The sequence below is a fragment of the Streptomyces sp. NPDC026301 genome (assembly GCF_055567935.1).
In genome coordinates, this window is sequence record NZ_JBVHPN010000007.1 from 74,412 (window position 1) to 95,626 (window position 21,215).

Genomic DNA, 21,215 nt, shown 5'->3' on the forward strand with positions numbered 1-21,215 from the left:
GGGCTCTACAGCGCCGCCGGGACCACGGCCTCGATCAGGTGTGGTCCCGGTTCCGCCAGGGCGCGCCGGAGTTGGTCGGCGAGCTCTTCGCAGGTGGTTGCCCGGGATGCCGGAACGCCCATGCCTTCGGCGATCCTGACGAAGTCCAGCGCGGGGGAGGAGAGGTCGAGGAGCGTCTTGGCGGCGGGGCCCGACAGGTCGGCGCCGACGCGTTGCATTTCCAGGCGCAGCACAGCGTAGGCGCTGTTGTTGAGGATCACCGTCGTGACGTCGAGGTTTTCGCGCGCCTGCGTCCACAGCGCCGAAATGGTGTACATCGCGCTGCCGTCGGCCTCCAGGCTGATCACCGGGCGGTCCGGTGCCGCGATCGCCGCTCCGGTGGCGACCGGCATGCCCTGGCCGATCGCGCCGCCGGTCAGGGTCAGTACATCGTGCCGGGACGCGCCGGCCGTGGCCTGCGGCAGGGACGCTCCCGAGGTGTTCGCCTCATCGGCGATGATCGCACCGTCCGGGAGCAGCGCGCCGACGACATCGGCCCAGTTCTTCCTGGTGAGAGGGCCGCTCGGCAGCGCCGGCCGGGCGGGTTCCGCCACCGTCGGCGCGGTGTCGGCGGCCACCTGCTCGGCCAGCGCCTCCAGCGCGGCGACCACGTCCTCGCCCTGGCCGGCGAGGGTGTGCACGCGGGCTCCCGCGGGCACCAGGTCGCTCGGCTTGTCCGGGTAGGCGAAGAACGACACGGGAGAGACGGTCCCGGCGACGACCAGGTGGGTGACACCGTTCAGTTGCTTGGCGGCCTGCTCGGCGAAGTAACCGAGCCGTTCGAGGGCGGGCACGCCCGCGCCCCGTTCCAGCCGTGCGGGGAAGGTCTCCACGAACGCCCGCGCGCCGGTGGCGTTCGCGATGCGGCTCGTCGCGCGCAGCCCCGCTGCCCGGCACGCCCGGCCGCCGATCAGTAGCGCGACGGGTTCGCCGCCGCGCAGCACGTCGGCGACGGCCGACACCGCCCGGGAGTCGGGAGCCGCAGGGGTACGTACGGGCAGTGGTTCGGCGACCTCGCCGCCCTCGCCCCAGGAGGCGTCGGCGGGCAGGATGAGCGTCGCGATCTGCCCCGGCGGTTCCATCGACGCCGCCACCGTCGCCGCCGCGTCGGCTCCGACGTCGGCGACCCGGTCGCACCGCCGCACCCAGCCGCTCACCGACCCGGCCACCGGCTCGATGTCCGACTCCAGCGGCGCGTCGTACTTCTTGTGGTACGTGGCGTGATCACCCACCACGTTCACGAGCGGGGTGTGGGCGCGGCGGCCGTTGTGGAGATTGGCCAGCCCGTTCCCGAGACCGGGGCCCAGGTGCAGCAGGGTGGCCGCCGGTTTGTCGGCGATCCGCGCGTAGCCGTCGGCGGCTCCGGTGACGACGCCCTCGAACAGGCCGAGCACTCCGCGCATGTCGGGTACCGCGTCGAGCGCGGCGACGAAGTGCATCTCCGACGTACCGGGATTGGCGAAGCACACGTCCACGCCGGCACGGACGAGAGTGCGGATCAGCGACTGTGCGCCGTTCATGGACAGCCTCTCTCTAGACGGCTCAACCTCGGATACTAAGCGGTCGTTAATTAAGTGTCGAGAGGGTGCCGAGACGGTTCCGAGGCGGTTTCCAGCGTTGACCGTGCCGCACCGATCGTCGATGTCCGTGAGCCTTGACGACCATGGGCACTGCCTCTAGCGTCCGGTGCCTGCCGCCCCTCATCGGCTTGCCCTTTCGCATGCAGCACCCGAGCCAACAAGCCGGAGGTTCGATGCAATCCACCCTTGCCAGAAGCCGATGGGCGATCTTCCTGCTCATGCTCTTCCTGGCCATCAACTTCGCGGACAAGGCCATCATCGGTCTGGCGGCAGGCCCGATGATGGAGGAACTGGGCCTGTCCGCAACCCAGTACGGCTCCATCGCCAGCTCCTTCTACCTCCTGTTCAGCATCTCCGCGATCGTCTTCGGCTTTCTCGGCAACCGGCTCTCCGGCAAGTGGCTGCTGGCCGGCCTCGCGGTGGTCTGGTCACTCGCCCAACTGCCGGTCCTCCTCCCGGCCGCCGGCGTGACGGTGCTGCTCGCGACCCGCATCCTGCTCGGCGCCGGTGAAGGGCCCGGGTTCCCGCTCGGTACCCACGTCGCCTTCGGCTGGGTCCCGGAGAAGAACCGCGGCCTGACCGCGGCGCTGATGACCATCGGCTCCGGACTCGGCGTCATCGTCGGCGCGCCGCTGCTCAACGCGGCGATCGGTGCCTATGGCTGGCGAACCGCCTTCGGCCTTCTCGGAGTTGCCGGCCTCGTCTGGGTGGCCGCGTGGCTGACCCTCGGCGGCGACGGACCGTACGCGGCCCGCCCGGCGGCCGCGCCCGACCGGCAGTCCCGGGCGGTGCCGACCGCCGCGCCGCGGCAGTCCTACTGGCGCCTGCTGTGCACCGGAACGTGGCTGGGCACCGTCTTCGCGGGCTTCACCGTCTACTGGGGGCTCGGCGTCGGGATCGCCTTCCTGCCGCTGTACCTGGAGCAGGTCGCCGGCTTCGGCCACGGCTCGGTCGGCTTCGTGGCGAGCGTGCCGGCCTACGCCAGTATCGCGTTCATGCTGCTGGGCGGCGGTGTCTCCCAGCGGCTGATCAAACGCGGCGTCTCCCGGCGCCTGGCGCAGGGGGTGTTGGGCGGTGGCCTGGCACTGCTCGCCGGGGTGTGCACGCTCCTGATGACACGGGTCGGGTCGCCCGCGTTGGTACTGCCGCTCATCGCGCTGGCCTTCGGCGTCGGCAACGCCCAGACGCCGCTGTCACAGGCCGCTGTCGCCGACACCGTGCCCGCTCGGCAGCGGGGCGCCGCCCTCGGGATCTGGTACGCCATCGTCACGCTCGCCGGCGTCGTCGCGCCCATCGTGACCGGCATGTTGATCGACAACGCCGCCACCAAGGCGGCCGGATACGGCCTCGCCTTCGATCTGGCCGGTGGGCTGGTGATCCTCGGCGGGTTGGCGTCCCTCCTGGTCGTCCGCCCCGACCGGGACGCGGCCCGGCTGGGCACCGGTACGGCTGCTTCCGAGTCCGCTTCCGCACCGGAGGCGCGTGGCGCGCGGCAGCGGGGAAGCAGGTAACTCGGCACCGGGGACGCAGGTAACGCGGTACCGAGGAAGCAGGTAACTCGGTCGCATCATGTCCGGGACGTGGACAGACCTTGACTCGCCAATTACCTTAGCGATCGTTCGTCTGGTTTTCTCGCCAGACTGTCCACCGGTGCCGCCGCGGATTGACCGCCCGACGAGGCGTACCCCTCCCCGAAGGAGACACCCGTGCCGACAACCGATGTGCCCGGTACCCGTGCCGCCGCGGTCCCGTCCGCCGGTGAATCCCGGGCCAAAGCCTGGGGTTTCACCGGCCTGCTGATGGTGCTGTACATCGTGAACTGGGCCGACAAGGCCGTGTTCGGCCTCGTGGCCCAGCCGCTCGCCGAGGAGCTGGGCCTCAACTCCTCGCAGATCGGTCTGATCGGCAGTTCGTTCTTCCTGACCTTCACCGTCGGCAACCTGGTCGCGGGCCTGCTCAACCGCTGGATGGCGCTGAAGTGGTCGCTCGCGCTCCTCGCGGTCGGCTGGTCGGCCGCCATGCTCCCGTTGGTCGTCTCCGCCACCTTCACCGTTCTGCTGCTGAGCCGGATGCTGCTCGGCTTCCTGGAAGGGCCGTCGGGCCCGATCATCCACACGGCGCTCTACTCCTGGCACCCGCGCGAGAAGCGCGGCCTTCCTTCGGCCTGCATCACGGCGTGCGCCTCGATCGCCAAGATCGCGGTCGCCCCCGGGCTGGCGGTCGTGGTCGCCGCCTACGGGTGGCGGACCGCCTTCCTGGTCCTCGCGGCCGCGGGCCTGGTCTGGCTGGCGCTCTGGCTCCCCACCTGGAGCCCCGGCCCGTACGGTGAGGACAAGGCGGCCGGGGCGACAGGGGCGACCGGGGTTGCCGACGAGCCGGCCGTCCCGTGGGCCAAGGTGATCCTGTCGCCCACCTTCCTCGGCGGCGCGCTCGCGACGATGTCGATGTACGCCCTGGTGACCGTGGTGCTGACCTGGCTGCCGTCGTACTTCGAGACGGGCCTGGGCTACAGCAGGGTGCAGGCGGGCACCATGTTCGGCTTTCCGAGCATCGCGTCGCTGGTGGTCATGTTCGGGCTCTCCTGGATCGGCGACCGGCTGATCGGGCGCGGCGCCACCTCACGCGTCCTGCGGGGCGTCGTCCCCTCGGTGGCCCTGCTGGTGTGCGGCGCCACGATGGCGCTGCTGCCGAGCATCGGTACGCCGGCCGCCGCGGTCGCCGTCGTCTCGATCGGCTACGCGTTCGGCGCGAGTATCTTCCCGCTGTTCAACGCCGGCCTGGCGGAGATCGTCCCGCCGCGTCAACTCGCCAGTACCCTCGGCATCTTCATGGCCCTGATGTCCCTAGGCGGGGTCTACGGCCCGTACCTCACCGGCTGGATCGTCGACCAGGCCGCAAACCCCGCCGTCGGCTACGGACGCGCCTTCCAGCTCTTCGGGGCCATGGTGCTCGTGGGCGGGCTCGCGGCACTCCTCGGCGTCAACCCCGAACGGGACGCGGCCCGACTGCGCGGACCGGACCGTCACCGGACCCCGGTCACACGTCCCAGGTGACCGGGAGGCTCTTGACCCCGTAGATGTCCGCGGTCTCCGGGCGCAGGGCGACTTCTTCGGCCGGTACGGCCAGGCGCAGCGTGGGGAAGCGGTTGACCAGGGCGGAGAACGCGACCCGCATCTCGACGCGGGCCAGCTGCTGACCCAGGCACTGGTGGATGCCGTGACCGAAGGCCAGGTGCCCGCCGTCCTGCCTGCGCAGGTCGAGCACATGAGGGTCGGCGAAGCGCTCGGGGTCGCGGTTGGCGGTGTGGTACGACAGGATGACGGGCGCGCCGGCCTCGATGGTCCGGCCGCCCAGCTCGACGTCCTCCAGCGCCGTCCTCATGAACGTCTTGGCGACGCTCAGATACCGCAGCAGCTCCTCCACGGCTTGGTCGGCGAGCGCGTCATCGGCGCGCAGCGCGGCCAGTTGGGCCGGGTTCTGCAGCAGCGCGAAGGTGCCCAGCGCCAGCATGTTCGCGGTGGTGTCGAAGCCGGCCGCCAGCAGGATCAGGCTGATTCCCTTCAGTTCCTCATCGGTCAGGTCGCTGTCGGTGAGGTCGCTGAGCACGTCGTCGGTGGGGTTCGCGCGCTTGGCGGCCACCAGCTCCGCGAGGTAGTCCTGGACCGCGGTGTAGGCCGCGATCAGGTCCTCGTCGCTCGTCTCTCCGCTCATGAACGACTCGACGTTCCCCTGGAAGGAGCCCCGGTCCTCGTACGGCACCCCCAGCAGCTCACAGATCACGATGGCGGGGATGGGCTTGGCGAACGCGGTCACCAGGTCGGCCGGCGGCCCGGTTTCCTCCATGGCGTCCAGGCAGTCGGCGGTGATCTGCTCGATGCGCTCGGTGAGCAGGCGCATTCGCCGTACGGTGAACTTGCCCGCCAGCGGCTTGCGATAGCGCCTGTGCTGGGGATCGTCCATGAGGAGGAATTCGCCGGGCGGCGCCGGAGGTACCTCGATGTCGCCGTAGTCGATGGTCGGGTGATAGCGCATGAGTTCCTTGCGCGAGCTGAACCGCGAGTCGGCCAGGACCGATCTGACCAGGTCGTATCCGGTGATCAGCCAGCCGGGTTTTCCGCCGGGGAAGGTGTAGCGGCTGATGGGGCCGTGCCGCCGGGCGTCGGTCAGCTCGGCCGGCGGGTCGAAGGGGCAGCCGGGCTGACGTGCCGTCGGCAGCGTCGTGACGGTGTGCAGGGATTCCCCCATTGCCATTCCTCATCTCGCGATAGGACGTGTTTGGCGTATCGCGAAAGCTACGTTGCATTCAGAGTGGCGTCAATCCATGGAAAGGGATTTACGCAGGTCAGTGGCTGCAATTTGATGCAATGACGCTGGGCTCGAATGCAATGCTGCGTTGCAATGAATGGCGTCGAAGGCAATACTGACGGCATGCCAGGAGGACGATTGACCCAGCAGGAGCGCCAGCGCATCGCGGCGGGGCTCGCCGACGGGCTCTCGTACGCGGAGATCGCCAGGCGGCTCGACCGGCCGACCTCGACGATCAGCCGGGAGGTCGGACGCAACGGCGGCCCCGGCGGCTACCGGCCCCAGCAGGCGCACCAGGCGACGGTCCAGCGGGCGCGGCGTGGCACACCGGCCCCCGCACGCGCGGCCGGACCGCCGGGCGGCGCGGTGGAGGAGGAGATCATCGAGGTGGCGGTCAGGTCGGGGCTGCCGAGGATGACGGCGCGTGTGCACGTCGACCTGTTGTTGTCCGAGGACGGCAGGCGTACCGCGGCCGAGCTGACTCGTCGGCTGAACGTCAGCCCGGCCTCCGTCTCCGTGTCCGTGAACTACCTGGTACAGCACGGATATGTCCGGCGCGAGCGCGATCCGCAGCGGCGTCGCGACATCTACGTGGTCGACGACGACGCCTGGTACAACTCGATCGTGATCAGCTCACGGCAGACGCTCGAGGCGGCGCAGGCCTCGATGGCGGCGGCGGAGACGCTCGGGCTCGACAGCCCCGTGGGGCAGCGGCTGGCCAAGGGAGGGAAATTCCTGGAGCGGGTCATCCTGGACATGGTCGAGTCGGCCGACCGCTGGCGCACCCTCCTGTCGTGACGGGGCGACTGGACGGCACCGGTCACCGGCCCCGCGCCGCCCCGCGTCGTGCCAACAGTTCGACCGGGATGTCCGTGAGCCGGGTACGGATGTACTCGCCCACGGCCTTGCCGACCTGGTCGGCGCGGAGGTTGCTGGAGCCGCCGGTGCCGAGCAGGCCGCGCAGTACGAAGTGGACCGCGTGCAGCTGCGGGAACTCGTGGCGGACGATGTCCAGTTCTTTCGCCTCGGGGACCATCCGCCGCAGCTCGTCGGTGCTCAGCGTGGCCCGCAGCCACGGCCACGCCTCCGGATCGGCCACCCAGACGCCGACGTTGCTGTTGCCGCCCTTGTCGCCGCTGCGGGCGTGCGCGATCCGGCCCAGCGGGGCACGCTCGGTGGGACCGGTCCGCGGGTACGGGTCGGGCTCCGCGTGCACCGGCTGGCCCGTCGGCGCCTGGGTGACGGCGGGCGGCGCGACGGCGATGCGGCGCCCGTCCGGCAGCACGACCCGCTGCTCGACGGCCGTCATGGGCAGCAGCCCGGGCCAGTACTCGATGCGCGGCTGCGGTCCGGTGACCCGCTGCGCGCCGGTGTCGTAGAAGAAGCCCGGGACGCTGCACAGGAACAGCCCGCCGATCCGGCCCGCGAAGTGGGGGTACTCCAGCGGCTCCGGCTCCCGGGCGGTGGCCATGACGCGTACCGGTACGGTCGCCTCCCACTGGCTCTGCGGATCGGCCGCGACGGTACCGATCATGCTGATGTCCAGCTCGTCCACCCCGGGCCCGGCCACCTGGTCCCGGATCTGGGTGCGCAGCAGCTCGTACTTCTCCTCGATGTCCAGGCCGGTCAGATACACCGTCAGCACGATCTGGTGGCCGATCGGGGCGAAGATCGCGACCTTGGTGGTGTGCGGCGGCGGGGAACCGGCCGCACCGGAGACCTCGACCCGGTCGGGGCCCGCCTGGCTCAGCCGGACGCCGTCCAGGTGGACGGTCACATCGGGGTTGAGGTAGCGCGGGCCCTGGATCTCGTACACCAGCTGGGCGGTGACGGTGTCGACGGTGACCGCGCCGAGATCGCGCCCGTGCTTGGTGATCACGCTGCTGCCGTCGGCCGCGACCTCGGCGACCGGGAAGCCCGGCCGGTGCGCGCCGGGGATCTCGGTGAAGCCGGAGAAGTTGCCGCCCACGGCGTGCGGCCCGCACTCGATGATGTGTCCGGCGACCACGGCTCCGGCCAGCTGGTCCCAGTCCTCGGTGCCCCACTCGTGCCACCAGGCCGCCGGGCCGGCCGTCAGCGAGGCGTCGGTGACCCGGCCGCAGACCACGATGTCGGCGCCCTCCCGCAGCGCCGTGGCGATGCCCCAGCCGCCGAGGTACGCATTGGCGCTGATCGGCTCGGCGTCCCAGGACGACAGCGGCTCACCGGTGTCCAGATTCTCCAACTGGTGCCCTGCTGCCCGGAGTTCGCCCAGCCGGGGCAGGAGATTGTCACCCTCGACATGGGCCACCCGGAGCGGCACACCCGCCTCCGCGATCGCCTCGCGCAGGGCGTTCGCCAGCGCCTCCGGGTTGAACGCCCCGGCGTTGGTCACGACCTTCAGGCCGCGCTCGGCGAGGGCGGCGAGGTGCGGGCGGATCTGGCGGAGGAAGTAGGTGATGTATCCCTTGGACGAGTCCTTCGTGTACAGCGGCGACATCGAGGCCAGGGTGATCTCGGCGAGGTAGTCGCCCATCAGCACATCCACCGGGTCACCGGCCATGGCCTCGTCGAACGCGGTGTAACGGTCGCCGTAGTAGCCGGAGAAGTTCGCGATGCGGACCGGCCGTCGGTTCATGTCATTCATTCTGGCCTCTCCTGGTGTCTCCCGGTGAATGAACGATCGTTCAGGTCATGAGGATGCCGGGCGTCGGGGAGGGTGGCAAGCCCCGCGGCGCGCAGACCTCCGGCGCGGCGTGGACGCGTACACTGACCGACGTTCGTTCAGGCGTGAGGAGGGCACCGTGCGAGGTGCAGGCCAGCAGGCCATTCTGGAGGCCGCCCGGCACGAGTTCGCGGAGCGCGGGTACGCCGCCGCGTCGATCCGGGACATCGCCCGGCGGGCCGGCGTGAGCCTGTCGGCGATGTACCACTACTACACCGGCAAGCAGGAGCTGCTGCACGCGCTGGTGAACGACAGCGGCCAGGCGTACTTCGAATCCTGCCGCAAGGAGCTGGAAGCCGCCGGCGACGACCCGGGGGAGCGGCTGGCGGCGCTGGTGCGGGCCACCGTGCGGTACCGCGCGGAGTACCGGCTGGAGAGCAGCCTGACGCTCACCGAGTGGCGCAGCATGTCCGAGGCGCAGTTGGAGGACTTCCAGCGCCGCCAGTTCGACGGCTCCCGGATGTTCCAGCAGATCGTCGAGGACGGGGTGGAGCAGGGCGTCTTCCGCACCCCGCACCCCGAGGACGCGCGGCGCGGGGTGATCGCGATGTGCAACGCCATCGCCCAGTGGTATCGCGAGGGCGGCGAGCTGAGCGTGGACGAGCTGGCCGAGCGTTACGTGGAGCTGGCGCTCGTACTCGTGGAGTACCGCCCGGCGGGCCGACGCCCGCGCCACTCCGCCTGACTGTCCGCTACATCCCCTCGGGGCGGCTCGGCCACGCCGGTACGACATCGAGGTGGTCGGCGATCCGCGCGGGGAACTTCGGCGGTCGCTTCTCCAGGAACGAGGTGACGCCCTCGGCCGCGTCCGGGCCCTGGCCGAGCCGGGTCATCGCCCGCGAGTCCAGCCGGTGCGCCTCCCACGGCGACGCGGCGCCGAGCATCGACCACAACAGCTGCCGGGACAGCGCGACCGACACGGCGGAGGTGTTCTCCGCGATCTCGGCGGCGATCCCGTACGCGGTCGGCAGCAGCTCGGCAGCCGGTACGACCCGCGAGACGAGCCCGCCCGCCAGCGCCTCCGACGCGTCGAAGACCCGCCCGGTCGCCACCCACTCCATCGCCTGCGAGATCCCGACGATCCGGGGCAGGAACCAGCTGGACGCGGCCTCCGGCACGATCCCGCGGCGGGCGAAGACGAACCCGAACCGCGCCGTGTCCGAGGCGATCCGGATGTCCGCCGGGAGCGTCATGGTGGCGCCGACCCCGACCGCGGGCCCGTTGAAGGCCACGATCACCGGCTTGCGGGAGGCCGCGATCCGCAGCGACACGCAGCCGCCGCCGTCGCGCGGCGCCCCGCCGACGGTGCCGAAGTCGGCACGCTCGGCGGCCCGTTGCGGGTCGCTGTGGTCGAAGGTCGCGGCCCCGCCCTGGAGGTCCGCACCGGCGCAGAAGCCCCGCCCGGCGCCGGTGAGCACCACGGCCCGTACGGTGTCGTCGGCGTCGGTGGCGTCCAGCGCGGCGATCAGCTCGGCGGCCATCGTGGTGGTGAAGGCGTTGAGCCGTTCGGGGCGGTCGAGGGTGATCGTGGCGACGCCGTCGGCGACCTCGTAGGCGATCTGCGTGTAGTCGGTCACTTGACGGCCCACTTTCCCGTGAATTCCGGTTCCCGCTTCTCGTTGAAGGCCGCGAAGGCCGCCGGCGCGTCCTCGGTCGCGAAGTTGACCGTCTGGGCGCGCGCCTCGCTCGCCAGCGCGTCCCGCATCGTCCGGTCGGCCCCCTCGTTGAGCAGCGCCTTGTTCTGCGCCAGCGCCACCGGCGGCCCGGCGGCCAGCCGCTCGCCGAGGCCGGTGACGAACTTGTCCAGCTCATCCGGCTCGACCAGCCAGGTCACCAGGCCCAGCCGGTGCGCCTCGTCCGCCTCGATCATCTCGGCCAGCAGCGCCAGCCGCTTGGCCTGCTGCAGCCCCACCAGCTTGGGCAGCAGCCACGAGCCGCCGAAGTCCAGCGACAGGCCGCGGCGCGCGAAGATCTGCGAGAACCGGGACTGCGGGGTGGCGACGACGAAGTCGCAGCCCAGGGCGAGATTCCAGCCCGCTCCGACCGCTACGCCGTCGACCTTGGCCACGGTCGGTACGGGCAGCTCGTGCAGCCGCAGCGCGATCTCGTTGATCCGGTGCATCCGGGACAGCGGATGGGCCTCGGCGCGCCGGCCGGAGAGGTCGGCCCCGGCGCAGAACGCCCCGCCGGCCCCGGCCAGGACGACCACCCGCACTTCCGGGTCGTTGCCCGCCGCGGTCAGCGCCTCGCCCAGCGCGCCCCACAGCTCGTCGTTGATGGCGTTCTTGCGGCTCGGGCGGTTCAGGGTCAGCGTCAGGACGCCACCGGCGCGGTCGGTCAGCAGAACAGGATCGTCGGTCATGACGTCGGACCCATCCTTTCTCACGGAAGGAGAACCTCACGGGATCGCGGGCTCGCCGGCGCTACACCATGGTCTTGAGCTTCTCCAGGTCGGCCAGGCGCCGGGCGGGATCGGGCGATACGGGGTTGACCTTGAGGGTGGTGACCCCGGCGGCCCGATAGGCGTCGAGGCGTTCGGCGACGTAGGAGGCGGGGCCGATCAGCGAGATGTCCCGCAGCAGATCGGCGGGCACCGCGGCCGCCGCCTCTTCCTTGCGGCCGGCCAGATAGAGATCCTGGATCTTGGCCGCCTCGGCCTCGTAGCCGTAACGGCGCGCGAGGTTGTTGTAGAAGTTGCGGCCGCGCGCGCCCATGCCGCCGATGTACAGCGCGAGTTGCGGCCGGGCCAGGTCGACCAGTTCGTCGACGTCCTCGCCGATGGCCAGCGGTGCCTGCGCCACGATGTCCAGCGGTCCGAGCGCCGGGTCGCGCCGGGCCGCGCCCTCGGCCAGCGACGGCCCCCAGACCTCGCCCGCCTTCTCCGGGTGGAAGAAGATGGGCAGCCAGCCCTCGGCGATCTCGGCGGTCAGCGCCACGTTCTTCGGCCCGATCGCGGCGAGGATGACGGGGACGCGGTCACGTACCGGGTGGTTGATCAGCTTGAGCGGCTTGCCCAGCCCCGTGCCCCGCTCGGCCGGGAGCGGGATCTGGTAGTGCCGGCCATCGTGGACGACCTTCTCGCGGCGCCACACCTGCCGGCAGATCTCGACGATCTCCCGGGTACGCGCCAGCGGAGCGTCGTACGGCAGACCGTGGAACCCCTCGATCACCTGCGGCCCCGAGGCGCCGATCCCGAGCGTGAACCGGCCGTCGGAGACATAGTCCAGGCCGGCCGCCGTCATCGCGGTCAGGCTGGGCGTCCGGGTGTAGATCTGGAGGATGCCGGAGGCGATCTCCAGGCGCTCGGTGCGCGCGGCGATGAAGCCCAGCTGGCTGATCGCGTCGTAGGAGTACGCCTCCGGCACGAAGACGATGTCCAGCCCGGCCTTCTCGTAGTCGCCGAGCACCTCGACGGTCTCCTTGAAACCGCCGCTGTAGCTCAGCATCATGCCGATTCTCATCCCGGTCATCCGATGACTCCTCGTGCAGTCAGGTTGTCGATCTCGGCGGTGGAGAAGCCCGCCTGGGCCAGTACGGCCCGGGCGTCCTCGCCCGCTTTCGGGGCGGGCCCCGGGGCGGTGGCCGGGGTGGCGGAGAACCGGGGGGCCGGGGCGGGGCGCAGCGGGCCGTCGCCGTCGAGGAAGGTGGAGCGGGCGGCGTTGTGCGGGTGGGCAGCGGCCTCGGTCAGGGAGAGGACGGGCGTGACACAGGCGTGGGTACCGGCGAAGTGCTCGGCCCACTCGTCCCGGGTGCGGGTCGCGAAGATCCCGGCGAACCGCTGCCGTACGACGGGCCAGCTCTCCTGCGCGCCCTGAGTACCGCACTCGGGGTCGTCGGCCAGGCCCAGTCCGCGCACCAGGTCGGCGTAGAACCGCGGCTCGATCGCGCCGACCGCGACGTGATTGCCGTCCGCGCAGCGGTAGGTGGTGTAGAAGGGCGCGCAGCCGCTGAAGAGGTTGACGCCGCGTTCGTCCCGCCACATTCCGTGGGCGAGGAACCCGTGGGTCATGGCGAGCAGCAGGGCGCTGCCGTCGGTCATGGCCGCGTCCACCACCTGGCCGCCGCCGGTGGCGCGGGCGTGCAGCAGCGCGCTGACCACGCCGAGCGCCAGCAGCATTCCGCCGCCGCCGAAGTCGCCGATCAGGTTGAGCGGGGGAACGGGGTCGCCGCCGGCCGGGCCGATCGCGTGCAGCACACCGGTGAGCCCGATGTAGTTGATGTCGTGGCCGGGGGCCCGGGAGAGCGGCCCGTCCTGGCCCCAGCCGGTCATCCGCCCGTACACCAGGCGCGGGTTACGGGCCAGACAGTCCTCCGGGCCCAGGCCCAGCCGCTCGGCGACACCCGGCCGGAACCCTTCGATCAGGGCGTCGGCGGAGTCGGTCAGGCGCAGTACGGCGGCGGCGCCCTCGGGGTCCTTGAGGTCGACCGTCACCGACCGCCGGCCGCGCAGCAGGATCGTGTCGGCGGCGCTGGCGCGTGCGCCGGGCCGCTCGATCCGTATCACCTCGGCGCCGAGACCGGCGAGCACCATCCCCGCGAACGGGCCCGGGCCGATACCGCCGAGTTCGATGATCCGTACGCCGGCGAGCGGCCCGCCGGACGCGTCCTGTGCGCCGGACGGATCCTGCGCGTCCTGTGCCGCGTTCATCAGCGGCCGGTCCAGCGCGGGGCGCGCTTCTCGGCGAAGGCGCGCGGGCCCTCCTTGGCGTCCTCGGAGACGAAGACCGGCTCCACCAGGGCCTTCTGGCGCTCCTTGGCCTCGGCGGCCGGCCAGACGGTGGAGCCCACGACGACCTCCTTGCTGACCCGGACGGCGAGCGGGCCGTTGGCCGCGATGGCGGCGGCGAGCTCGCGGGCGCCGTCCAGCGCGCCGCCGGGCTCGGTGAGCCGGTTGACCAGGCCGTAGCCGTGGGCGCGGCGGGCGTCCAGGAAGGCGCCGGTCAGGGCCAGTTCCATGGCGATCTGGTACGGCAGGCGCTGCGGCAGCCGCAGCAGTCCGCCGGCGGCGGCGACCAGCCCGCGCTTGACCTCGGGGAGGCCGAACTGCGCGTCGTCGGCGGCCACGATCAGGTCGCAGGCGAGGGCGAGTTCACAGCCGCCGGCCAGCGCGTACCCCTCGACCGCCGCGATCAGGGGCTTGCGGGGAGGTGCGTCGGTGAGGCCCGCGAAACCGCGCCCCTCGATGCTGGGGCGCTCGCCCTTGAGGAACGCCTTGAGGTCCATCCCGGAGCAGAAGGTGCCGCCGGAGCCGGTGAGGACGCCGACGGTCAGGTCGTCGCGGGCGTCCAGCTCGTCGAGCGCGGCGGCGACGCCCTCGGCGACGCTCAGGTTGACGGCGTTGCGGGCCTCGGGGCGGTTGATCGTGATCACGGCGATGCCGTCGGAGAATGTGGTGCTGACCGCATCGGTCATCGGTGGCTCCGTAGGGGGTCGGCGGCCGGGAAGGGCCGGTGCGGGTGCGCTTTCCTTGGGCCCCTCGGGAGGTACTTACTTGGGCGCCATCCGGATGGCGCCGTCGAGGCGGATGACCTCGCCGTTGAGCATCGGATTGTCGACGATGTGCGCGACCAGCGAGGCGTACTCGTCCGGGGTGCCGAGGCGCGACGGGTGCGGCACCTGCTGGCCCAGCGAGTCGCGCACCTCCTGCGAGGCGCGGCCCAGCAGCGGGGTGTCGAACAGGCCCGGCGCGATCGTCGTCACGCGCACCTGACGGTTCGCCAGGTCGCGGGCGATCGGCAGGGTCATGCCGACGACACCGCCCTTGGAGGCGGAGTACGCGGCCTGGCCGATCTGGCCGTCGAACGCCGCCACCGACGCGGTGTTGACGATGACGCCCCGGTCGCCGTCCAGGGGCTCGTTGCCGACCATCTCCGCCGCGGCCAGCCGGATCACATTGAAGGTGCCGATCAGGTTGACCGTGACCACCTTGGTGAACCGCTCCAGGTCGTACGGGCCTTCCCTGCCGACCGTACGGCCCGCGCCGCCGATACCGGCGCAGTTGACGGCCACCCGCAGTGGCGCCGGCCTCGCCGCGGCTTCCACGGCACGCGTCACATCCGCCTCGTGGCTGACGTCGCCGGCGACGAACGCCGCCCGCTCGCCCAGTTCCTTGGCCACCGCCTCGCCGTCGGAGGTCGGTAGGTCGAGCAGCACCACATGGGCGCCCGAGGCCAGCAGTTTCTTGGCGGTGGCCAGGCCGAGGCCGGAGGCCCCACCGGTGACAAGGGCGGAAACACCGTCGGTGCGCATGAAACTCCCCACTTTCTTCCCTGTGGCGGGCCGCCACCGGAGGGCGGCCGGGTGGGAGCCCCCGCGACGAGCGCACCGCGCTCCCGGCGGAAGGGCTGCCGGCGCCGCACCTGGTCTGCTAACTTAACGAGCGTTCGGCAACTGCCGCCCACAGGCAACCACAGCCCCATGGCGGTGTCAACGGAAAGGACAGCCGTGGCACTTGAGATCAGCGGCACCGTGCAGTGGCAGGCGTGGCAGGACCGCGTCCTGCCGCCGGTCGAGCGCGTACGCGACGGACTGTGGTCCCTTCCCGTACCCATCCCCGACAACCCGCTGCGCTACGTCCTGGTGTACGCGCTCGAAGCCGGCGACGGCATCGTGCTCATCGACGCCGGATGGGACGCCGAGGTCTCCTGGCAGGCCCTCAACGACGGCCTGGCCGGGATCGGGACCGCCGTCGAGAACGTCAAGGCCGTCCTCGTCACCCACAGCCACCCCGACCACCTCGGCCTGGCCGGCCGGGTGCGCGAGGCGTCGGGGGCGTATGTCGCCCTGCACGCCCTGGACGCCACCCTCCTGGGCGCGGACACCGACACCCGGGAGAAGTGGCACAGCGGCCAACTGCGCCACCTGATCACGCACGGGGTGCCCGGCACCGAGGCCGCCGCCACGGTGGACGGCATGAACAGCGACCTGCTGTTCCGGGCCGCCCGCCCGGACGTCCTGCTGCAGGACGGGGAGCGGATCAAGCTGCCCGGCCTGGACCTGCGGGTGGTGTGGACACCGGGGCACAGCCCCGGCCACTCCTGCTTCTACGAGCCCGAGCGGCGGCTGCTGTTCTCCGGCGATCACGTGCTGCCCCGGATCACCCCGGCGGTCGGCGTGTACGCCCAGACCCCCGGCGACCCGCTGGCCGACTTCCTGCTCTCGCTGGAGCGGCTGGAGCGGTTCGACGTGGAGGAGGTGCTCCCGGCGCACGAGTACCGCTTCCGCCGGCTGGACGAGCGGCTGGTCCAGATGGCGCGGCACCACACCGAGCGGCTGGCGGAAACGCTCGCCGCGGTACGGGCTGCGCCCGGCGCCACCGCGTGGGAGCTGGCGGCCCGGCTGAAGTGGTCGCGCCCGTGGGCCGCCTTCGGCGCGCAGCAGCGACGGTTCGCGCTGGGGGAGACGCTGGCCCATCTGAAGCTGCTGGCGGCCAGGGACGAGGTCACCGAGGTCGGCAGCACGCCCGGCGGAGGCGGCCCGGCCCGTTGGCACCCGACTCGTTGACACCGCCGCCGTCCGTTGGGAAGAGTGCAGCTCTGTCGAACGACCGTTTAGCTGAGAGGCGCTGAGCGTGATCAAGGCCAGATTCCCCCAGCCGCTGCCGCCGCCGGCGCCCGCAGGGGTTTCACTGTTGGAGCTGCTTGACCTGGAGGCGGTGGACCGCGATCTGTACCGCGGAAACGTCGTCTTCGACGAGCCGTTCGCGCTCTTCGGCGGGCAGGTCGCCGCGCAGGCGCTGATGGCGGCGGGGCGGACCGTCGACCCGGACCGCGCGCCCCACTCGATGCACGGCTACTTCCTGCGCGCCGGGGACTCCGGCCGCCCGACCGTGTTCCGCGTCGAACGGGACCGGGACGGCCGCTCGTACTCCGCGCGCCGGGTGGTCGCCCTGCAGGACGGCGAGGTCATCTTCAGCATGTCCGCGTCGTTCCACGTCGCCGAGGACGGCAGGGACCTCCAGGCGTCGCCGGTACCGGACGCGCCCCCACCGGACACGCTGCCGACCGGGACGATGCCGCGGCTGGCCTCCTTCGAGGCCCGCCAGCCGCGGCAGCCCTACCCCGAGGCGTCCTGGCCGACCCGGTTCTGGGCGCGCTGCACCGCTGACCTCGGGGACGACCCGCTGCTGCACACCGCCGCGCTGGCCTACCTCTCCGACGTCCTCAGCGGCCTCGCACCGCTGCGGGACGCGAGCTGGACCCCGATGAGCAGCCTGGACCACGCGGTGTGGTTCCACCGCCCGGTCCGGCTCGACGACTGGGTGCTGCTCGACCTCGTACCGCATACGACGGGCGGCGGGCGCGGCTGGTACACCGGCACGGTCAGCAGCGCCGACGGCGTCCTGCGGGCGAGCCTCACTCAAGAACAGCTGTACCGGCAGCGCCGCAGCTAGCCGGAGACGGGCCCGGAGTCGGAACCGGAGCCGGTGACACAGACGGAGAGGGAGAGGGAGAGCCGCATGCAGGCACACGACAACGACGCCGTGTCCGCCGCCCGCCGGATGTCGTACGGGGCACAACTCGCCCGCTGCGCACGCAAGTTCCCCGACCGCGTCGCGTTCCAGCACGGGACGCGCGCGGTCACCTTCGCGGAGCTGGACGAGCGGGTCAGCCGGCTGGCGAACGCGCTGAGCGCCCGCGGTATCGAGCGCGGCAGCCGGGTCGCGGTCGCCATGTACAACCGCATCGAGGTCGCCGAGAGTTACCTGGCCGCGGCCCGGCTCGGAGCGATCGCGGTACCGGTCAACTTCCGGCTGGTCGCCGCCGAGATCGCGTACATCCTCGCCGACTGCGGTGCCACCGCGCTGCTGGCCGACGAGCGGACGGCCGCCACCTGCGCGGAGGCGGCCCGGGACGCGGCGGGGCCGCGCGCCGTGCTCGTCGCCGGTGACCCGGCCGCGTACGGTCCGGACGCCGAGCCGTACGAGGCCGTACTCGCCGCCGCCGCGCCGCAGGACCCCGGTGTCGACGTACCGGAGAACGACCCGGCGTTCCTCATGTACACCTCCGGCACCACCGGCCGCCCCAAGGGCGCGGTGCTCACCCACTTCAACCTGGTCATGGCCGCCTTCACGGTGCTCTCCGCGACCGGCGGCGTCCGGCGCGAGCCCGACAGCACGTTGCTCGGGGTGCCGATGTTCCACATCGCCGGGCTGGGCGTGACCCTGCGCGGGCTGCTCGACGGCGGCCGGGTGGTGATCGACGCATCGTCGGCGTTCGATCCGGCGGCCCTCGTCGACGTGCTGGAGAAGGAGCGGATCACCCACTGCTTCCTCGTGCCGAGCCAGTGGCAGGCGGTCTGCGCGGTACCCGGGATCAAGGACCGCGAGCTGGCGCTGCGCACGCTGATCTGGGGTGCGTCGGCCGCGCCGCCGTCCGTACTGGAGTCGCTGCGGGAGTGTTTCCCGGAGGTCCCCGCATACAGTGCGTTCGGGCAGACCGAGATGAGCCCGACCACCACGGTGCTGCGGGCCGAGGACGCGGTGCGGAAGACGGGGTCGGTCGGAACGCCGCTGCCGGGCATAGAGGCGCGGATCGTCGACGAGGAGATGCGGGACGTCCCGGTCGGGGACATCGGCGAGATCGTCTACCGCGGGCCGACGACGATGCTCGGGTACTGGAACAAGCCGGCGGAGACCGCGGCCGCGTTCGCGGGCGGCTGGTTCCACTCCGGTGATCTGTGCCGGATGGACGAGGACGGCTTCATCTACGTCGTCGACCGCAAGAAGGACATGATCATCTCCGGCGGGGAGAACATCTACTGCGCCGAGGTCGAGGCCGTCATCGACGCGCACCCCGGCGTCGCCGAGGTCGCGGTGATCGGCGTCGACCACCCGAAGTGGGTGCAGACGCCGCGCGCGGTGGTCGTCCCGGCCGACCCCGCGAACCCGCCGGCCGAGCAGGAGCTCATCGACCACTGCCGCGGCAGACTCGCCTCGTACAAGAAGCCGACGTCGGTGGTCTTCGTGGCCGCGATGCCACGCAACGCGAGCGGGAAGATACAGAAATTCCGGCTGCGCGAGCAGTACGGCACCGAGGAAGCAGCTGGGCCGTCAACTCCCGGGCGTGCGCAGTCACTTGGTGAGTGACCCGACCCTGGACAGGTGTGCAGCACAGGTATAACTTAACGATCGTTCGAGAACGTAATGGCCGTGCACAACGTTGCCATGCAAAGGGGTTGCTGTGCGCCTTTCGGTGTTCAACGAGGACCACGAGGCTTACCGTCAGACGCTGCGGGACTTCATCGAGAAAGAGGTCGCGCCCGTCCACCACGAGTGGGAGGAGCAGGGCCACCCGCCGCGGGACTTCTACCGCAAGCTCGGTGAGCTGGGCGTACTCGGCATCCAGGTGCCGGAGGAGTACGGCGGCGCCGGCGAGAGCAGCTTCAAGTTCGCCGCGGTCACCATGGAGGAAACGGCCCGCGCCGGCGTCTCCTTCGGCAACTACTCGGTCCACGCCAACCTGATCCTGCCGTACCTGATGAAGTACGCCACCGAGGAGCAGAAGCAGCGCTGGCTGCCCGGCTTCGCGAGCGGCGACATCATGACGGCGATCGCCATGACCGAGCCCGGCACCGGCTCGGACCTGGCGAACATCCAGACCAAGGCACAGCTGTCCGCGGACGGCCGGCACTACGTCCTGAACGGCGCCAAGACCTTCATCACCGGCGGAGCGCTGGCCGACCTCGTCCTGGTCGTGGCGCGCACCACCCCGTACGACCCCGAGGACCGCCGTGCGGGCCTGTCCATCCTGTGCGTGGAGACCGCCGCCGAGGGCTTCGCGGTCGGCCGCAAGCTGCAGAAGATCGGGCTGAAGGCGTCCGACACCGCCGAACTCTCCTTCACCGACGTCAAGGTGCCGGTGGCGAACCTGCTCGGCGAGGAGGGCAAGGGCTTCTCCTACCTCTCCCACAACCTCCCGCAGGAGCGGCTGTTCATCGCGCTGGGCGCTGCCGCCGCCGCTGCCGCCGCGCTGCGCTTCGCGACCGGGTACGTCAAGGACCGCACGGTCTTCGGCAAGCCCGTCGCGCACTTCCAGAACACCAAGTTCGTACTGGCGGAGTGCGCGACCGAGGTCGAGGCGGCGCAGCTGTTCGCCGACCGGGCCCTGGAGCTGCACGACGCCGGGGAGCTGAGCGTCGCCGATGCCGCCAAGGCGAAGCTGTACTGCACCGAGGCGGCGGGCCGGGTCATCGACAAGTGCCTCCAGCTGCACGGCGGTTACGGCTACATCACCGAGTACCCGATCGCCCGCCTGTACGCCGACACCCGTGTCTCGCGCATCTTCGGCGGCACCAACGAGGTCATGAAGACCATCATCGCCAAGTCGCTCGGCCTGTGACACCACCCTTCCCCGCAGACGCACCGAGATACACCGAGACGCACCGAGACGGACCAGAGGAGCACCTTCATGCGTGACGCAGTCATCGTCGACGCCGTACGCACCCCCGTCGGCAAGGGCAAGCCGGGCGGCGCGCTGTCCGGCATCCACCCCACCGACCTGTCGGCGCACGTCCTCAAGGCGCTGGCCGAGCGCAACGGCCTGGACCCGGCCACCGTCGACGACGTGATCTGGGGCTGTGTCTCCCAGGTCGGCGAACAGGCCGGCTGCATCGGCCGCTACTCCGTACTCGCCGCCGGCTGGCCCGAGCACGTCCCGGGCCTGACCATCGACCGCCAGTGCGGCTCCTCGCAGCAGGCCGTGCACCAGGCCGCCGCGGGCGTCATCGCAGGTCAGTACGACATCGCCATCGCGGGCGGCGTCGAGTCGATGTCCCGGGTGCCGATGGGGGCCAGCCGCTCCGGCGGCCAGTACGGTGAGGCGTACGGCCCGCTGGTCGCCGAGCGCTACGACCACTACCGCTTCAACCAGGGCGTCGGCGCCGAAATGATCGCCGAGGAGTTCGGCCTCAGCCGCGCTGAGCTGGACCAGCACGCCCTGGACTCGCACGCGAAGGCGGCCCGCGCCATCGACGAGGGCCGCTTCAAGGGCCAGATCGCCCCCGTCACCGTCACCGACGCGGACGGCAACGAGCGGGTCTTCGACACCGACGAGGGCGTGCGCCGCGGCGGCACGCTGGAGAAGCTGGCCGGCCTGCAGACCCCGTTCAAGGAGAACGGTGTCATCTCCGCGGGCAACGCCTCGCAGATCTCCGACGGCGCAGCGGCCCTGCTGGTGACGACCCGCCAGGTCGCCGACCGCAACGGCTGGACGCCGATCGCCCGCTTCCACACCGGTACCGTCGTCGGCGCCGACCCGATCACCATGCTCAAGGGCCCGATCCCGGCCACCCACAAGGTACTCGACCGGTCCGGCCTCACCCTGGCCGACATCGGGACCTACGAGATCAACGAGGCGTTCGCCTCCGTATCCCTGGGCTGGCAGCGCCGGACCGGCGCGGACTACGACCGGCTGAACCCCAACGGCGGCGCCATGGCCCTCGGCCACCCCCTCGGCGGCTCCGGCGCCCGCCTGATGACCACCCTCGTCCACCACATGAAGGACAACGGCATCCGCTACGGCCTCCAGTCCATGTGCGAGGGCGGCGGCATGGCCAACGCGACGATCCTGGAGCTGCTCTGAAAGTAC

At 71.4% G+C, this 21,215-nt stretch carries 18 protein-coding genes; 9 read left to right on the top strand and 9 right to left on the bottom strand.

The features are described from left to right. Positions 1-5: 5 nt before the first annotated feature. Positions 6-1,559, bottom strand: coding sequence for an acetolactate synthase large subunit (locus ACZ4MH_RS13800; RefSeq protein WP_351585819.1), 1,554 nt, complete (start codon positions 1,557-1,559; stop codon positions 6-8). Positions 1,560-1,792: 233 nt separating this feature from the next. On the opposite strand from ACZ4MH_RS13800, the gene ACZ4MH_RS13805 reads away from it, so the two are divergent. Together ACZ4MH_RS13805 and ACZ4MH_RS13810 are read left to right on the top strand one after the other, a co-directional pair. Then, a complete protein-coding gene (locus ACZ4MH_RS13805; RefSeq protein ID WP_351585821.1) occupies positions 1,793-3,130 on the top strand; it encodes an MFS transporter in 1,338 nt (445 codons plus the stop codon). Between the two features lie 195 nt (positions 3,131-3,325). Continuing rightward, positions 3,326-4,672: an MFS transporter gene (locus tag ACZ4MH_RS13810; protein ID WP_351585823.1), complete on the top strand. Its 1,347-nt coding sequence runs from the start codon at positions 3,326-3,328 to the stop codon at positions 4,670-4,672. Here the strand turns inward: ACZ4MH_RS13810 and ACZ4MH_RS13815 are convergent. After that, entirely contained in the window at positions 4,656-5,864 is a 1,209-nt protein-coding gene (locus tag ACZ4MH_RS13815) for a cytochrome P450 (RefSeq protein ID WP_351585825.1), read from the bottom strand. The two genes, ACZ4MH_RS13810 and ACZ4MH_RS13815, sit on opposite strands and share 17 nt — an antisense overlap. Before the next feature lie 183 nt (positions 5,865-6,047). Between ACZ4MH_RS13815 and ACZ4MH_RS13820 the strand changes: the two genes are divergently transcribed. Beyond that, positions 6,048-6,722, top strand: a complete 675-nt coding sequence (locus tag ACZ4MH_RS13820; RefSeq protein WP_467754508.1) for a helix-turn-helix domain-containing protein — start codon at positions 6,048-6,050, stop codon at positions 6,720-6,722. A gap of 22 nt (positions 6,723-6,744) precedes the next feature. Here ACZ4MH_RS13820 and ACZ4MH_RS13825 read toward each other — a convergent pair whose 3' ends face one another. Continuing rightward, positions 6,745-8,541 carry an acyclic terpene utilization AtuA family protein gene (locus ACZ4MH_RS13825; RefSeq protein WP_351585827.1) on the bottom strand — a complete coding sequence of 599 codons (1,797 nt, stop codon included), beginning with the start codon at positions 8,539-8,541 and terminating at the stop codon, positions 6,745-6,747. Between the two features lie 166 nt (positions 8,542-8,707). Between ACZ4MH_RS13825 and ACZ4MH_RS13830 the strand changes: the two genes are divergently transcribed. After that, positions 8,708-9,313, top strand: a complete 606-nt coding sequence (locus ACZ4MH_RS13830; protein ID WP_351585829.1) for a TetR/AcrR family transcriptional regulator — start codon at positions 8,708-8,710, stop codon at positions 9,311-9,313. 7 nt (positions 9,314-9,320) lie between these two features. Here the strand turns inward: ACZ4MH_RS13830 and ACZ4MH_RS13835 are convergent, their stop codons facing one another. The 6 genes from ACZ4MH_RS13835 to ACZ4MH_RS13860 all read right to left on the bottom strand — a co-directional run bounded on the left by ACZ4MH_RS13835 (position 9,321) and on the right by ACZ4MH_RS13860 (position 14,877). After that, positions 9,321-10,205 (bottom strand): crotonase/enoyl-CoA hydratase family protein, encoded by an 885-nt coding sequence (locus ACZ4MH_RS13835; protein WP_351585831.1) that lies wholly within the window; start codon positions 10,203-10,205, stop codon positions 9,321-9,323. Next, a complete protein-coding gene (locus ACZ4MH_RS13840) occupies positions 10,202-10,990 on the bottom strand; it encodes an enoyl-CoA hydratase/isomerase family protein (RefSeq protein WP_351585834.1) in 789 nt (262 codons plus the stop codon). The genes ACZ4MH_RS13835 and ACZ4MH_RS13840 overlap by 4 nt, the downstream gene beginning before the upstream one ends. 61 nt (positions 10,991-11,051) lie before the next feature. After that, entirely contained in the window at positions 11,052-12,089 is a 1,038-nt protein-coding gene (locus ACZ4MH_RS13845) for an LLM class F420-dependent oxidoreductase (RefSeq protein WP_351586186.1), read from the bottom strand. 5 nt (positions 12,090-12,094) lie between these two features. Continuing rightward, complete coding sequence (locus ACZ4MH_RS13850) at positions 12,095-13,276, bottom strand: CaiB/BaiF CoA transferase family protein (protein ID WP_351585836.1); 1,182 nt, start codon at positions 13,274-13,276, stop codon at positions 12,095-12,097. Continuing rightward, complete coding sequence (locus ACZ4MH_RS13855; RefSeq protein ID WP_351585838.1) at positions 13,276-14,040, bottom strand: crotonase/enoyl-CoA hydratase family protein; 765 nt, start codon at positions 14,038-14,040, stop codon at positions 13,276-13,278. Before ACZ4MH_RS13855 ends, ACZ4MH_RS13850 begins: the two co-directional genes overlap by 1 nt. Positions 14,041-14,115: 75 nt before the next feature. Then, positions 14,116-14,877: a 3-hydroxyacyl-CoA dehydrogenase gene (locus ACZ4MH_RS13860; protein WP_351585840.1), complete on the bottom strand. Its 762-nt coding sequence runs from the start codon at positions 14,875-14,877 to the stop codon at positions 14,116-14,118. A gap of 195 nt (positions 14,878-15,072) precedes the next feature. On the opposite strand from ACZ4MH_RS13860, the gene ACZ4MH_RS13865 reads away from it, so the two are divergent. The 5 genes from ACZ4MH_RS13865 (at position 15,073) to ACZ4MH_RS13885 (ending at position 21,209) form a co-directional block, all read left to right on the top strand. Further along, complete coding sequence (locus ACZ4MH_RS13865; RefSeq protein ID WP_351585842.1) at positions 15,073-16,131, top strand: MBL fold metallo-hydrolase; 1,059 nt, start codon at positions 15,073-15,075, stop codon at positions 16,129-16,131. A 67-nt stretch (positions 16,132-16,198) separates the two neighbouring features. Beyond that, positions 16,199-17,020 carry an acyl-CoA thioesterase gene (locus tag ACZ4MH_RS13870; RefSeq protein ID WP_467754509.1) on the top strand — a complete coding sequence of 274 codons (822 nt, stop codon included), beginning with the start codon at positions 16,199-16,201 and terminating at the stop codon, positions 17,018-17,020. A gap of 66 nt (positions 17,021-17,086) precedes the next feature. Beyond that, positions 17,087-18,715 carry a long-chain-fatty-acid--CoA ligase gene (locus ACZ4MH_RS13875; protein WP_351585847.1) on the top strand — a complete coding sequence of 543 codons (1,629 nt, stop codon included), beginning with the start codon at positions 17,087-17,089 and terminating at the stop codon, positions 18,713-18,715. A gap of 94 nt (positions 18,716-18,809) precedes the next feature. Then, positions 18,810-19,967: an acyl-CoA dehydrogenase family protein gene (locus tag ACZ4MH_RS13880; RefSeq protein WP_351585849.1), complete on the top strand. Its 1,158-nt coding sequence runs from the start codon at positions 18,810-18,812 to the stop codon at positions 19,965-19,967. 69 nt (positions 19,968-20,036) lie between these two features. After that, positions 20,037-21,209 (top strand): thiolase family protein, encoded by a 1,173-nt coding sequence (locus ACZ4MH_RS13885; protein WP_351585851.1) that lies wholly within the window; start codon positions 20,037-20,039, stop codon positions 21,207-21,209. The last annotated feature ends 6 nt before the right edge of the window (positions 21,210-21,215 follow it).